The following is a 15,721-nucleotide window of genomic DNA, read 5'->3' as shown; positions in this document are numbered from 1 at the left end:
GTTTGTATCGAAGTTATTCCAAAAGATTTTATATGTAAATTTGTATAAGATATGCAAGTAGAAGAAGGCTACGAAATCAAGCTTCCTCAATTTGAGGGACCTTTTGATTTATTATTATTTTTTATCGAACGGGATGAACTAAATATCCACGATATACCGATCTCAAAGATTACAGATGATTTTTTATCGTATGTGAGCCAAATGCAAGCGCTCAATATGGAAATGGCAAGCGAGTTTATCTTTGTTGCTTCGACACTGATGCGTATTAAAGCTAAAATGCTCTTGCCTCGTCTGGATCTGGACGACAATGAAAATGAAATCGATCTTAGAGAAGATCTTGTTCAAAAACTTATTCTCTATAAGCAATTTAAAGAGACCTGTGAAGAATTGAGGGTCTTGGAAGAAAATCGTCTCAAACTATACAATCGAGGCAACATACGCTATGATATCCAACAAAGACTAAAATTAGATTCTACCGGAGAAAATTTGGATAGCTTCGACCTCTATGGTCTAATGATGATTTACGAGCAAATGATGTATCAATTCCGTAATCGTCCCCCTGAAGTAACCCATACAGTTGTCAAATACCCATACACCATTGAACAACAGAAGAAAGCAATTGCCGAACTGATTGAAATCAATAAAAAATTAGATTTTCAAGAAATTCTTAAAAACTCAGAAAATAAAATACAGTTCGTCTATAACTTTTTAGCGATTCTCGAAATGCTCCAGCAGCGATTATTACAGATCGAAGTGGGCTTAGGCTATAACAATTTCAATGTAGGTGAAAGAGATCCAAATGAGACGGAGGAACTCCTGTTTGAGGAGGAAGAAGCATAAAAAAAGACCTGTTTTGAACAGGTCTTTTTCGTATTAATCTTTTTTCTTAAATGCATTCCAGCCTTGTGCCGTTATCGGATAAAGATTCCCAGATTTGGAAATCATCTCACAACCTTCCGATCTTGGCGTCATATAACCAATAATACTAATATCAGGTAAATTCTTAATTTTATCGTGATCCGATTGCGCTATTGTAAACAATAACTCATAGTCCTCACCACCATTAAGTGCAGCTACGGTTGGATCAATGCCAAATTCCCGCCCCGTATCATAAGTCATCTGATCCAATGGAATTTTTTCCTCATATAATCGGCATCCTTTATCTGATTGTCGGCAAATATGAAGAATTTCAGATGCAAGCCCGTCCGAAATATCCATCATCGCTGTGGGCTTGATCCCTAGCTTGGCAAATAATTCAACAATGTCTTTCCGGGCTTCAGGTTTCAATTGGCGTTCAACGATATAATCCTTTCCTTCCAAATCAGGTTGTACATTCGGATTTTCTAAATAAATCTCTTTCTCACGTTCCAAGAGTTGTAAGCCCATATAAGCTGCACCGAGGTCACCGGACACACACAATAGATCTCCTTCCTGTGCTCCACTACGATAAACGATCTGATCTGCATCAGCATAGCCTATACTTGTCACAGAAATAACCAGCCCCTGTGCTGAAGCCGAAGTGTCACCCCCGATTAAATCGACATTATACTTCTTACAGGCAATCAAAGCTCCTTGATAAATTTCCTCTACGGCTTCTAATGGAAATTTAGAGGACATACCGATTGAAAAGGTAATTTGAGAAGCTATTCCATTCATCGCATAAATATCGCTCAAATTGACTTGAACAGCTTTATAACCTAAATGTTTTAATGGTACATACCTAAGATCAAAATGAATCCCTTCCAACAATAGATCAGTCGATACCAAAGTCTTCTTACCTTCGAAATCTAAAACAGCCGCATCATCCCCAATCCCCTTCACAGTGGATTTCTCTGTCAATTCAACAGCCTTACTTATATAATCAATCAGTCCAAACTCGCCCATTTCCTCTAGATTGGTCCGCTCGGTATTATCAAAATCAAACATGCTAAAAAGTTTAAAAGTTTAATATAGGTAATGCCGGATAATCATCTTTGACTGATGCATTAAGATGGCATTACAAAACAAGTATAGCTATAAGTCCAATGAATTTATATGCTTATCCAGCTAAGCGTCTTAATTACAAGCTAGGACAAACATTCATAAAAATTGTTTGTATTACGTTAAAAATCAATAATCTACGATAGCTAATCGTAGCAAAATACAACAAATCTATAGTCCTAAGCGCGCTGATATTTCCAACATACGTTCAATAGGACGTTGTGCACGAAGAATCACATCCTCAGTAAGAAGAATTTCAGGGGACTCATACTTTAGACAGTTGTATAGCTTTTCAAGCGTATTAAGCTTCATATGCGGACAATCATTACATGCACAGGCATTATTAGGAGGAGCAGGAATAAAAGTCTTATGTGGACTCGCTTTTTGCATTTGGTAAAGAATGCCTGATTCTGTAGCAACAATATAAGCCTGGGCTTTATCTGTTTGGGTAAATTTAAGCATTCCAGCAGTCGATCCCACATAATCAGCTATCGCGAGTATATGATCTTCACACTCTGGATGGGCAATAAACTTAGCCTCGGGGTGCTCGCTTTTCAAACGGTCAATTTTATCTTGAGAAAAAATTTCATGCACCATACAAGCTCCATTCCAAAGTACCAGGTCACGTCCTGTTTTCTTCTTAACATATGCACCTAGGTTGCGATCTGGACCGAAAATGATTTTCTGATCCTCCGGAAGACTCTCAACAATCTGAACAGCGTTGCTTGATGTGCATACAATATCTGAAAGAGCTTTCAATTCAGCCGTACAATTTACATAGGTAATCACCAAATGATCAGGATATTGCTCTTTAAATTTAGCAAAAAGATGTGGTGGGCATGAATCTGACAATGAACAACCGGCTTTAGCATCTGGCAAAAGAACCTTCTTCGTCGGTGAAAGTATTTTAGCCGTCTCAGCCATGAAATGTACTCCAGCAAAAACAATTACATCTGCATCGGTTTTCGCAGCTTCCTGCGATAAGCCAAGACTATCTCCTATATAATCTGCTATATCTTGTATTTCAGACTCTTGATAATAGTGAGCCAAGATGACAGCCTTCTTTTCTTTCTTTAAGCGTTGGATCTCTTTAATCAAATCCAGTGAGGGATCAATCGGAGCATCGATATAACCTTTTGCTTGAAGCTCATAATTTACAATTTCCATGCGAGTAGTTTCAACTTTTATGAGCAACAAAAATAAGCATTGTTATATATATAAAAGTCAATTAAAAGCAAATTAATCAAGTCGTGGTAATATAGCTCTCGCTTCCATTTGATCCATTAGTAGATTATAGTGAATAAAACACTGATATAAAACCTATTATTAATTAGTAACAGATTACAACGTGTTTTTTAAGTCGAGCTCATTGGATAATGTAAGTTTGTAAATTTGATCGAACAATGGCGACTTTTGTCCAATTACATGATTTTGTAGAACTGACAGCAATATATGTACTTGATCATGCAAAACAAACATTAACAAACCTTAATAGTTAAATTAATTTATATACAGTTTAATTATACAGTGTTATGCCCATATAAACTCTTTTAGACTTGGATATTTGGAAAACTATTCAAGCTCTTCGTTTATAACAAAAACTGAAAGGGCTTATTTCACATTATTTCGATCTTCGAAAATCAGTTTCATCCATAACTTACTTTCGTAGCCTAAGAAACGTTTTTAGGCATATTACAAAACAATGAAAAATATGGCACAAAAGGAAGCTTTATTTATTAACATTTCAGATAAGAAAACGGTTTTGAGGCCGTATAGGATAGATTAATAAATCTTGGATTGATGTATAATTTTATATCAAATTCTCAGCGAGTTTATTTTCGCAAATTTTGAGAGAATTGTCTATACGTGCAGCACGGAAAGCATAAAAATAGCACCGAAAATGAAATAAAGGCTCTTAGAATCGTCTATAGCATATTTTATCACTGCCTAACCAATATATGGCATTCTAATCGCGAGTAGCTGAAGTTTATATATTCTCATTTGCCAACTCATACAGCAACGATGACCAGCGTAGGACCAAAATCAATTTTCCTAAATCATAATACGCCGCAAATAACCAATAGGAGGCATTATTTCCAAAATAAACCCGTCGAGAATAGCATATATAAGAATTATTAGCCTGTAAAAATGAATATAGGAATATAACAGGGATAAATTTATCGGATCAGGCCTAATAGGGTTGAATAAAATAATTCAGAATAAACACGATAAGAATTAGATATTTATAAAAAGATCAAATGAGTCGAGTAGAAGCGACTTTAAAAGGCACTAATTCCCGCAAATTGAAATCCGACTAAAATAATGTGTATAGTATCCAAAATAAACTGGATGAGAATTAAAAATTGACCGCTGTGATCTAGAGTAGTGCTTTTATTTAATTCTAAGAAGCTTAATAAAACTTTTTTTGCTATCTAATTACAGGAAATTTTACAGCAATCACAAATTCAGTCGAAATAACACAAAATAAAGTTAATAATACCTTGTATCTAGATAAAAATCCTTTAAATAGCTCTATTCTAAACTCAATATAACACAATCGGAGCGTATATCCCGCTAGAATAATCATCTGGCAATAACTATCGCATAAATTACAATAAACTCAAAATGTATAACTTAAAAGATATTAATTCATATAAAATAAAAAATAAATTATTCAAAATTTAGCCATTTCTAAAATTTGCATTAAAATTTGCGGATTTATAGTACTCGAGATTCAAATATATAGATAATATTAAAAAAAATACTAAATATGCAACTGATAAAGCGCTTTAAAAACGACAAACTCGCTTAGAATTAAATATTCCATACAAATAACGAATCAACAAAATATATTCAATCTATAAGAGCTTAATTTTAGAAAAATAAACCCTGAGAATGATCTAAAAAATTGCCAGATAGCAATAATCCAAAATATTCTAATGTCACTGATCTAAATTTGGATATTTCCTCCATTTAACCGATGTTGGGCTGCAAATATAGTAAGATTGTTTGTTCTGCAATAAATTATTTGAAGAAATTATCTGCATTCCAAAATTATTAACAAGTCAATCTTCGAATTTCAGTTAGATCTTAAAAAATTTACTATTTAAGGCTATAGAATGTCTTAAAAAGCCCTGAAAACAAATTTTTAAAAAATATCCAATTCTAAACAGGTATATTTTTAAACAATCCCCTTGAGATTCTGTTTAAAATTCAATCCCCCGAAAACCAAACAAATATCGTAGCCAAATCTGAATATAAACAGGCAGATCCAGGAATAAAAAATTCCAATAACCAAATACCTCTCAATTTCCATTTTTGAAAACTTTGCTGATAAAGTACAGAAATTTTTGACGCCAATTTTACCTCGTTGAGAAAGCAAAATTCACATATTTTTGAAAAAAATACGCAAATAAGCAAACCTCAAACAGTTTAAAATCCAAATATCAAAATCAATTAAATTGCCTTTTTCATATCAATTTTAAAAGCAAAGATTAGCAACTATTAGAATTCAATAAAAGAATTTATCTGCTCTAAAGACAGAAATATTAAAATCTCATAGCATCCAAATTAGAATTAAAACTTTTCTGAGCCGATTTCTATCGGTTACAAAGCGATAAAATTGAAATAAGATCCCACACGGGAAAATATCCAAGTATAAAACGACTTAAACCTATATTTTTTTTAAAAAAATTATAAATAACGCGCTGAAACTAGATTAAATCCATACACAAAAAAAATAAAATAAATAGTCAATCCTAAAGCGCTTTAAAAGTCAATAGGAAATTTAAAAAATAAAATAAACTCAATTAGAATTAAATATTTCAATAGGGGACTTTATAATTCCCGAATATCGAAATCTAACCGCTTCTAATCGAACTTGACAAAACTAAACAAAGATTTTCGAACGTATTCCACAATCTTTTTTTTCAATAAATACTAATTATTTAAAATAGAAAATCTCTTATTGTTTATTATGGTGTGGAAAAGTGGTATAAATTAGGTTATTTCGATTTTGATTTTAGGTTTTTATAGAGTTTTCAACAATTTTTCAACAGAATTTATTCATTAAAGACCTGATTTTTAAAATTCTAAATTATCTTATTTTTTATTTTCCATATATTTTTGTTGAATAGTTTTTGTTTAGAAAATGTGGAAATCTCTAGATTTTTGTGCGGAAAAATTTTAGAAATAAGGCTTGAAAATAGGAGATTTGTGAATTGTTAAATACTTTTCATTTTTATTTAACCTTTTATTTACACGTTTTCCACATTTTTCGTTAATTTGAATCGTCACTTTTGGGGATAGTTTGTGAATTTTAATTTATATGGCAGATAGAAAGGTAGATTTTTTGGTCATTGGATCAGGTATTGCTGGATTAAGCTTTGCTTTAAAAGCATCGAAATTCGGTAAAGTATTGATAGTCACTAAGTCCAATGAGGATGAGTCTAATACAAAATATGCGCAAGGGGGAGTGGCTGCCGTTGTGGATAAGTCAGATAGCTTTGAAAAGCATATCATTGATACTCAGATTGCTGGGGATGGTTTATGCGATGTTGAAATTGTGGAAAACGTAGTGAGAGAAGCACCGGAACGGATTGCAGAACTTATTTCATACGGAACATCATTTGACAAGGAGGAGTCGGGGTTATATGATCTGGCAAAAGAGGGGGGACATTCCGCTCATCGTATTTTGCATTATAAAGATATAACTGGCTATGAAATTGAGCGTGCATTATTGGCGCAAGCACATAGTGATCCCAACATTGAAATCGTAACGCATTACTTTGCCATTGATTTGATTACACAGCATCATTTGGGGGAATACGTGGATAAGAACAGGGAAGACGTTACCTGTTATGGAATTTATGCTTTTAATACCTCATCACATTTAGTAGATAAGATTTTGAGTAAGGTTACTGTGATGGCTTCTGGAGGAGCAGGGCATGTTTATTCAAGTACAACAAATCCAACTATTGCGACTGGAGATGGTATTGCTATGGTGTATCGGGCAAAAGGTAAGGTACGTAATATGGAGTTTATGCAATTTCACCCTACTTCTTTATACAATCCAAAGGACTCTCCTGCATTTTTGGTATCTGAAGCCGTACGTGGATTTGGAGGTATTTTAAGAAGGATCAATGGTGAATCTTTCATGGAGGAGTACGATGAACGTGCTTCTTTGGCACCAAGAGACATCGTTGCTAGAGCTATTGATGCCGAGATGAAGAAATCTGGTATAGATTATGTGTACCTTGATATCACGCATCGGAATAAGGAAGATATTATCAAGCATTTTCCAAATATTTATGAAAAGTGTCTTTCGATCGGACTGGATATGGCGAAGGATTTTATACCAGTTACACCGGCTGCGCATTACCTCTGTGGAGGCATTTATGTAGATGATTTTGGACGCAGTAGCCTCGTTAACTTATATGCTTGCGGAGAGTGTTCTTCTACTGGCCTACATGGGGCAAACCGATTAGCTTCTAATTCACTTCTTGAAGCGCTTGTTTATGCACATCGTATTTTCCTGGATGCCACAAAGTCGATAGGATTGATTAACCATATTGTTGATGTCCCCGAATGGGATGACTCTAAAACCTCTCTTTCAAATGAGGATATTTTGGTAAGTCATAATTTACGCGAGTGCCAAAAGATTATGAGTGACTATGTTGGCATTGTCCGTTCCGATTTTAGGCTTGAAAGAGCTCTTAAACGGCTACATCTCTTGTATGAGGAGACCGAAGAATTTTATCGAAATACAAGGCTTTCTGTTAAACTGTGTGAATTACGTAATGTTATTCAAGTAGCTTATATCGTGACAAAATCAGCTATGTTACGGAAAGAAAGTAGGGGATTGCATTATACAACGGACTATCCGAAACATTCGGAAGTATTACAGGATACAATTTTTTAAGGAATATGGCACTTATTTTATCTGTTTTGGATAAATCTCCGGTGATAGCCGAAGAATGCTTCTTAGCACCCAATTCAACGATTGTAGGCGATGTGGAGATTGGACATCACTGTTCGGTATGGTTTAATGCTGTCATACGCGGAGATGTCAATTATATTCGTATCGGTAATTATACTAATATTCAAGATGGAGCGGTTATACATTGTACCTATAAGAAATGCGGTACTTCGATCGGAAATTATGTAAGTATAGGGCATCAGGCTATGGTACATGGATGTATTTTGGAAGATCATGTACTCATTGGTATGGGAGCTATCGTTATGGATAATGCGATTGTTGAATCGAATGTTATTGTAGCAGCTGGTGCAGTAGTTTTGGAAAATACTCGTTGTGAATCGGGATTTCTATATGCTGGAGTACCTGCCAAAAAGATAAAAGCACTTACTGAAGAGCAGAAAGATCTATTGCAGAAACTACCACATAATTATGTTCTGTACAGTTCCTGGTTTTAGCTTAATCGAATTAGCAATATTAAATAAGTTATTTTAGAATGGCCTCAATTAATTTTTTTTGAGGCCACTCAATGAAAAACTATCTTTCTGTTCCCAATTAGCACGTATCGTAAATACTTTATTTAGATATACAACAGGTTCAGGAAAAGTTTTCTTTTCGACATCTCCAGTGTCCCAGATTCCATTATTATTGTCGTCGCGTATCACACGTATACTATACTTTCCTCCAGGATACTGTTTGTATACAACAGCCGGGGTGTTCATGTTTATTTTGTCGACGCGATAGACCTTATCTTTTTTCTCATTGATTAACTCAACCAAATAGGTTGTATTGCTATCTAGATCTGTAAAATCAAATGTCAGATCCCCATAGTTTTCACTATCGTCATAGGTCAAATCGAGCTTTTTCTCTTTGTTTTGTTCGCCAAAATAGCCTGTTATAGCGCCTTCTGTAAACTCGATTTGGTACTTTTTCTCTTTTCTCCAATTATAGCGAATATGGTAGATATTGGTATTTGCTGTATCTACGGCTAGTTGGTAATTGGTCCGGACCAATGAGTCTTCTTTGAATTTTAACTTGGTTTTATCGATATTTTTGATCGGTGTGAAAGCAGATACCTGAAGGTGTGTAATTCGATCGACCCGTCCATTATTTGGCGTAAAAATAGGCTCAATTGTCTGCTCTATTTTTACATTCCCTTTTCTAATGAGAATGGTATCCAATGGTCTTTCATTTTCTGTCAGAACAAGCTTTAGGGAGTCTATTTTTAAATTTGGAATAAACAAAGTAGCCGAGTCTGATGTCTTTGAAAAACGTACTTTTTTATCCTTGTTGTTTACTTCGTCATTTAGGATATCAAGTTTGGGCTTGTCGACTCTTCTATTAAAAACAAGAAGTATACTTCCATTTTTTTCAAATTTCTTCTCTTGGGTTCTAAACTTTTTTGGGATTCCTTTGAAGATCTCCAAGTTGATATTGCTCAAGTCTCGCTCTAGCACGATAGAGTCTTTTAGGAAACCTATTTCTTCATCAGCACCATTATAGATTCTATCGTTATTTTTTTCTTGAAGTGCGTAAATGCGATAAGTTCCCTCTCTTAGATTGTTTAGTTTATAGTTACCTGCAGTATCCGTTGTCGTGAATATATTCGCCTTCTTTTTACCAAAAATCGAGTCTTGGCTAATGGGGATCAACAAGACTTTAACATCCTTTTGGACCTCTTTCGTTATAGCACTTTTTACATTACCGGATATACTGAGTGAATCTATTTTATCTCCTGTCGCGAATACGTAAGCATAATTGACCAATGCATTTCCAGCGTTATAATCAACTAGTCCTTTACCGAAGTATATGCTGTAGGTTGTATTCTTTTCTAGGGAATCAGGTAAGGTAATTTCTAGATTTTTTTTCTTCACCTTGATTTCTGGATTGCTTCCCATGTCTGGCGTAATACTGAATTCCTTTTGTTGATTTGCCAGCTTGATATACTCGTCAAACGTGATCACTATTTTTTTAGCTGTAAAATTCTTCGAAAAATTCGTAGGGCTTTCCAATAGTATCTTCGGAGGAATAGAATCTTTTGGCCCCCCCGTGGGCTGTTGTATGCTCGCACATTGTATGGACAAGCCAATAAGCATAATAAACATGCTTAAAATAAGTAATCTTGTTTTTAAGCTACTTTTTAGCCTTTCTGAACCACTTTTATTTTCTCTTAAAGAAGTTGTCATAAAAAATAGAATATTGTCTTAAATCGCTTATTTTAAGCTTTGTGATGTTTAGTGTATAAGTATTTAGCTTTCAGTTGTTTAACTCATATGGACCATCAATACAGTGATATCAGAGGGCGAAACGCCTGAGATTCTTGAAGCTTGCCCCAGTGTACGTGGTTTAACTTTAGATAACTTTTGTCTTGCCTCAATTGATAGCGATGTTAATAGGCTGTAGTCAAAATCAGGATTAATTTCTCTATCTTCCATCTTCTTCATGCGATTGACAATTTCCATCTCTTTATCGAAATAGCTTTCATATTTGAGATTGATCTCTGCTTGTTCAATGGTATCATTATCGAATTGGGATACATAGTGTGCAAAGCCTTCGTCTCCTTTCAGAATATCTTGGATACCAACTTGTGGTCTTGCAAGAACATTACTCAACCTTGTTTTTTGTGGAAGTGCGCTTGAGCCAACTTCGGCTAATACGGTATTCATCTTTTCGACATTGGTCGAATTTTGTTTGAGATACTCGATTATTTTATTGGAGTTATCAATTTTGTTTTGCACTTTTTTGAGTCTTTCTTCTCCTACCAATCCCAATTTGTAAGCTAATGGGGTTAGGCGAATATCAGCATTGTCCTGGCGTAGAAGTAGACGATGTTCTGCTCTTGATGTAAACATGCGGTACGGCTCTTCAGTTCCTTTTGTTACGAGGTCGTCGACCAATACACCTATATAGGATTCGGATCGTTTTAGAATAAGTTCCTTATCATCATTGATGCGTTGATGCGCATTTATCCCGGCTAGGAAACCTTGAGCAGCGGCTTCTTCATAGCCAGTTGTCCCATTGATCTGTCCTGCGAAAAATAGATGTTTCACCAATTGGGTTTCCAAGGTTAGATCCAATTGCATTGGTGGAAAGTAGTCGTATTCTATGGCATAACCTGGGCGGTACATTTTCGCATTTTCAAAGCCTGGGATCAATTGCAAAGCTTTCAATTGTACGTCTTCTGGCAATGAGGTGGAGAATCCGTTGACATAAATTTCCACTGTTTTGAAGCCTTCGGGCTCCACGAATATCTGATGTCTTTCACGCTCGGCAAAACGATTTATTTTATCTTCTATTGAAGGGCAATAGCGTGGTCCCAATCCTTTGATACGTCCCGTAAACATGGGTGATTTTTCAAACCCAGTGCGTAGCATTTCGTGGACCTTATCGTTTGTATAGGTAATCCAACAACAGCGTTGTTCAGTTGGTATTTCTACATCTGTATAGGAGAACCGCCCTCTTTTTTCATCGCCCCACTGTTCTTCCATTAATGCATAGTTGAGGCTTCTTCCATCTATACGTGGTGGAGTACCTGTCTTCATTCTTCCTGATTCGAAACCAAGGGAAACAAGTTGTTCGGTTAAACCTGTGGCTGCCTTCTCTCCTGTTCTACCGCCTCCAAATTTCTTGTCCCCAATGTGAATTACACCATTTAGAAAAGTTCCATTGGTCAGTACCACGGCGTCCGATTCTATTTCTATTCCCATCGAAGTGATGACACCGCAAGCTTTTCCGTTTTTTACGATAACTTCTTTTACGGTATCTTGCCACATATCTAAATTAGGAAGAGACTCGAGTTGTAATCTCCATTCTTCTGCAAACCGCATTCGGTCATTTTGGGTCCGCGGACTCCACATGGCAGGACCTTTCGAAAGATTTAACATTCGGAATTGAATGGTTGATTTATCTGCTATGATACCAGTATATCCGCCCATAGCATCAATTTCTCTTACTATCTGTCCTTTGGCTACTCCACCGATAGCGGGGTTACAACTCATTTGCGCTATTACTCCCATATTCATTGTGATGAGTAAAGTGGACGAACCTAAGTTAGCTGCTGCCGCCGCTGCCTCACATCCGGCATGCCCCGCACCAACGACAATTACATTATATTTTTTAAACATTTTTCTATTCTTGTTCCACGTGAAACGTGGTGTTTTTATTTCTTTGTAAATTTACGTTTTCTTTGTGTTCCACGTGAAACCTGTGGTGAAATTTTACATAAAATCAGCAAGATATAACCATCTTTCGGATTTATCGTCTATCTGTTTTTGGATAGATTGAATTTCTTCCGCTAAGGAAGAAAGTTTTAGATGATCTGTTACCTGGTTTAGTTCCTCCGTTTTTAACGCTACTTGTGTTTCCAGTTTTTCGATTTCTTCTTCTAGTTTGTTATATTCCAATTGTTCCTTGTACGAGAGTTTTTTCTTTTCCTCTTTTACAATTGGCTTTACCTGTTCTTGGGTTATCCTTTTTTGTTTTTCCTTTTCTAATTTTTGGATTTCTTCCTGTTCAAGTTTAAAGTCGGCATAATTTCCGTTGTATATCTGCACGATCCCCTTTCCTTCAAAAATGAAAAGTTGATCCGTCAATTTATCTAATAGATACCTGTCGTGTGATACTAATATGAGTACTCCTTTGTAGTTGTCAAGAAAATCTTCCAGCACGTTTAATGTATCAATGTCCAAATCATTGGATGGTTCATCCAGAATTAAAAAATTTGGATTCTTCATTAAAACACGCATTAATTGAAGTCTTTTTTTCTCCCCCCCACTTAATTTGTTAACGAAACCAAATTGTTTTTCAGGAGGAAATAAAAAGTGGGTTAGCAGCTGTGAAGCCGTGATTACTTCCCCATTTGCCATTTCAATATAGTCTGCTATATTTTTTACAACATCTAATACTCGATCGTTTTCATTTACTTCCAATCCGCCCTGTTTATAGTAGCCATATACTGTGGTTTCCCCTACCGCTATAGACCCTGTATCAGGTTTTTCTTCTCCCGTGATTAAATTAAGAAAGGTTGATTTTCCAGTACCATTTTTTCCCGCTAGACCAATACGATCACCTTTTTTAAAGGTGTATGAAAAATCATGTATGATTTCTTTTGCTCCATAACGTTTGGCAACATGTTCTAGTTCGAGTATTTTTGAGCCCTGCCTGCTTACTTTCACACTGAGTTGTACCGAGTCGTTTCCTTTAATTGCTTTAGATTTTTCTTCCAAGTCATAGTATGCTTCAATACGTGATTTGGATTTGGTACCACGTGCCTGTGGTTGACGACGCATCCACTCCAATTCACGGCGAAGTAGATTTCTGCTTTTCTCAATCATAACCGCATCAATAGTTTCACGTTCCGACTTCTTTTCTAGAAAATAAGAATAGTTACCTTTATAGGTAAAGAGATTGCCCCTATCCAGCTCTCGAATCTCCGTACAGATATTATCCAAGAAGTAGCGATCGTGCGTTACTAAAAGAACGGTTTTGCTACCTGTTGTTAGTAGTTTTTCAAGCCATTCAATAGTCTCTATATCCAAATGGTTGGTGGGTTCATCTAATATATAAATATCCGGCTCGTCTATCAAAAGCTTGGCTAGCGCAAGGCGTTTTCGTTGGCCCCCTGATAAACTTTTGATATCTTGATGGAAATCCATAATGTTTAAACGATTAAGAATCGTCTTAATATTATGCTCATACTCCCAGGCATTCAATGAACTTATTTTTTCTGTAAGATCTTCTAATTTTTTCTGATCGATATCAGTTTCCAATAACAGCTCCTCGTACTCACGGATAAGACGTTGTTGATCGTTGTCTGTACTATAAATAAAATCGTTGATTGATTTTAATCCTGTGAAATCAGGATCCTGTTCTAAGAAACCAATTTTTATACCTTTTTCTTTTACAACTTTTCCTGAGGTTGGTAAGATTCGCTCTGCTAAAATGGCGAGTAAGGTTGATTTACCTGTGCCATTGATTCCGACCAAGGCCACACGTTCTCCCTTTTGGAGACCGAAATGTAAATCTTTAAAAAGCCATCGATCATGGAAGGAATGGCTTACTTGTTCTGTAGCTAAAATACTCACGTTATATCACCCTAAATTATATTCAGTCAATTTACACGCCAAAACACTACCAGTAGGTTTCTTCTCTTGGTAGTTTATATCGTGTTGATAATCAATATTTTAGTTATATTTCTATTGATTGTCAGTTATTTATATATTGAATCAATAATCGTTTTGATTGCTGACTAATGTAATCTATTGGGTGGCATACGATCAAATGTTAGCCTTTGCCATTAGGTAAAATGATAATTCGAAGTCCCAAAGGTTCGCTTGTTCATTTGGAATGCTCGCAAAAATAAAGAAATAGTTTCTTATTCGATGCGAAAAAAGCTTCGTTATTTGATTAATTGGCAATAATGATACTGCCCTGATAAAATTAATTCAATGCGTAATCCGCTATCAGATTGAAACGTGGTATTTCAACTTGAAAGCTGCCGTTGTCCAGTGTTCGGATCATATTATAATATCCTTCCATGAATCCGAATTCGCTATTGAGATTGCAACCTGAGGTGTATTGATGAGTCTGACCAGGTTCTATAATAGGTTGTTCGCCTACTACTCCTTCTCCAGATACCTCCCTATAGTCTCCTTTTGCATCAAAAATTTTCCAATAGCGACTTATCAATTGAACCGTGTAATCGCTGAGATTTTCTATGCTGATATGATAAGCAAACATGAAATGTTCACGGTCCGGATTCGAATACTCCGATTGATAGATGGTTTCAACCGAGATTTTTACGCCTTCTGTAATTTGTGTGATCATTTGAATGATGTTTATTGTTGCAATGAATATTTACGCTAAAATACTAATAATGAGTTTAAAAATCTAAATTATAATCATTTTAAAAGGTTAAATAATGCTATGTTTAAAATTAGTATAACCAAATGGACCTTAATTAGTAGGTTTGTATTATGGCAAATGGTATCTTATATTTAATTCCTGTTCCATTGAGTGATGACGCAGCTTTCCAGTCATTTACTCCGTATTTAGTGGAAACAATCAATTCATTGGACGAGTATATTGTAGAGAACGAAAAAACGGCGCGCAAGTTTTTAAAACTTGCAGGTTTAAAGATTCCGCAGAGCGAATTAACGATCCATGATTATGGAAAACATGTGCGGGACAAGGGAAATATAAATGATTTTTTTGAAGGCTTGAAACAAGGCAAAAGTGTTGGATTAATGTCTGAGGCGGGATGTCCTGGTGTTGCTGATCCTGGTGCTTCTATTGTAGCGCGGGCACATCAATTGGGTATTAAGGTAGTTCCTCTTGTTGGACCAAGCTCTATTCTACTGGCACTTATGGCTTCCGGATTTAGCGGTCAGAAATTTGCCTTTCATGGTTATTTGCCTATCGATAAAATTGATCGAGCTAAGGAGATTAAAAATCTCGAACAGCAATCAGCACGTGAAAAGCAGACGCAAATTTTTATTGAAACTCCATTTAGAAATAATCAGCTTTTAGCCGATCTACTAAAAATATGTAAACCTTCCACCTTACTCTGTGTTGCGTCAAATGTAACAGCTGCCGACGAAAATATACAAAGTTTGACAGTTGGTGAGTGGCGAAAACGATCGTATGATTATCATAAAAAGCCGACTATTTTTTTACTTTATGCATGATGTTTTTAGAGCTCCCCCCTACCCTATTTTCATTGATGAAGTTTAATAATGAAATTAAAAGCTGTTTTTACATGAGTGAAGT

The 15,721-nt window shown here is 35.6% G+C and carries 10 protein-coding genes; 4 read left to right on the top strand and 6 right to left on the bottom strand.

Going from position 1 to position 15,721, the window contains the following annotated elements:
* Positions 1 to 51: 51 nt before the first annotated feature.
* Positions 52 to 840 (top strand): segregation and condensation protein A, encoded by a 789-nt coding sequence (locus B3297_RS22295; RefSeq protein ID WP_070562657.1) that lies wholly within the window; start codon positions 52 to 54, stop codon positions 838 to 840.
* Positions 841 to 873: 33 nt separating this feature from the next.
* Here the strand turns inward: B3297_RS22295 and thiL are convergent, their stop codons facing one another.
* Both thiL and nadA read right to left on the bottom strand, forming a co-directional pair.
* Complete coding sequence (gene thiL, locus B3297_RS22290) at positions 874 to 1,926, bottom strand: thiamine-phosphate kinase (protein ID WP_070562660.1); 1,053 nt, start codon at positions 1,924 to 1,926, stop codon at positions 874 to 876.
* 225 nt (positions 1,927 to 2,151) lie between these two features.
* Complete coding sequence (nadA, locus tag B3297_RS22285) at positions 2,152 to 3,147, bottom strand: quinolinate synthase NadA (RefSeq protein ID WP_070562663.1); 996 nt, start codon at positions 3,145 to 3,147, stop codon at positions 2,152 to 2,154.
* A 3,160-nt stretch (positions 3,148 to 6,307) separates the two neighbouring features.
* Between nadA and nadB the strand changes: the two genes are divergently transcribed.
* Together nadB and B3297_RS22275 are read left to right on the top strand one after the other, a co-directional pair.
* Positions 6,308 to 7,900: an L-aspartate oxidase gene (gene nadB / locus B3297_RS22280; RefSeq protein WP_159333483.1), complete on the top strand. Its 1,593-nt coding sequence runs from the start codon at positions 6,308 to 6,310 to the stop codon at positions 7,898 to 7,900.
* Positions 7,901 to 7,905: 5 nt separating this feature from the next.
* Positions 7,906 to 8,412: a gamma carbonic anhydrase family protein gene (locus B3297_RS22275; protein WP_159333482.1), complete on the top strand. Its 507-nt coding sequence runs from the start codon at positions 7,906 to 7,908 to the stop codon at positions 8,410 to 8,412.
* A 48-nt stretch (positions 8,413 to 8,460) separates the two neighbouring features.
* On the opposite strand, the gene B3297_RS22270 is transcribed toward B3297_RS22275, so the two are convergent.
* From B3297_RS22270 to apaG, 4 genes are all read right to left on the bottom strand, one after another.
* Complete coding sequence (locus tag B3297_RS22270) at positions 8,461 to 10,140, bottom strand: Ig-like domain-containing protein (RefSeq protein WP_286779519.1); 1,680 nt, start codon at positions 10,138 to 10,140, stop codon at positions 8,461 to 8,463.
* A 78-nt stretch (positions 10,141 to 10,218) separates the two neighbouring features.
* The gene (gene mnmG / locus B3297_RS22265; protein WP_070562672.1) at positions 10,219 to 12,078 is read right to left on the bottom strand and encodes a tRNA uridine-5-carboxymethylaminomethyl(34) synthesis enzyme MnmG; all 1,860 of its coding nucleotides are present in this window, start codon (positions 12,076 to 12,078) and stop codon (positions 10,219 to 10,221) included.
* 93 nt (positions 12,079 to 12,171) lie between these two features.
* A complete protein-coding gene (locus B3297_RS22260) occupies positions 12,172 to 14,037 on the bottom strand; it encodes an ABC-F family ATP-binding cassette domain-containing protein (RefSeq protein ID WP_070562675.1) in 1,866 nt (621 codons plus the stop codon).
* A 355-nt stretch (positions 14,038 to 14,392) separates the two neighbouring features.
* A complete protein-coding gene (gene apaG, locus B3297_RS22255; protein ID WP_046673176.1) occupies positions 14,393 to 14,779 on the bottom strand; it encodes a Co2+/Mg2+ efflux protein ApaG in 387 nt (128 codons plus the stop codon).
* A 149-nt stretch (positions 14,780 to 14,928) separates the two neighbouring features.
* Between apaG and B3297_RS22250 the strand changes: the two genes are divergently transcribed.
* Positions 14,929 to 15,639 (top strand): SAM-dependent methyltransferase, encoded by a 711-nt coding sequence (locus B3297_RS22250; protein WP_070562678.1) that lies wholly within the window; start codon positions 14,929 to 14,931, stop codon positions 15,637 to 15,639.
* The last annotated feature ends 82 nt before the right edge of the window (positions 15,640 to 15,721 follow it).

It is taken from the genome of Sphingobacterium sp. UBA3519, assembly GCF_002377215.1.
Lineage (GTDB): Bacteria > Bacteroidota > Bacteroidia > Sphingobacteriales > Sphingobacteriaceae > Sphingobacterium > Sphingobacterium multivorum.
The sequence above is the reverse complement of the archived record's forward strand: the minus strand, read 5'-3'. Positions and strand labels throughout refer to the sequence as shown.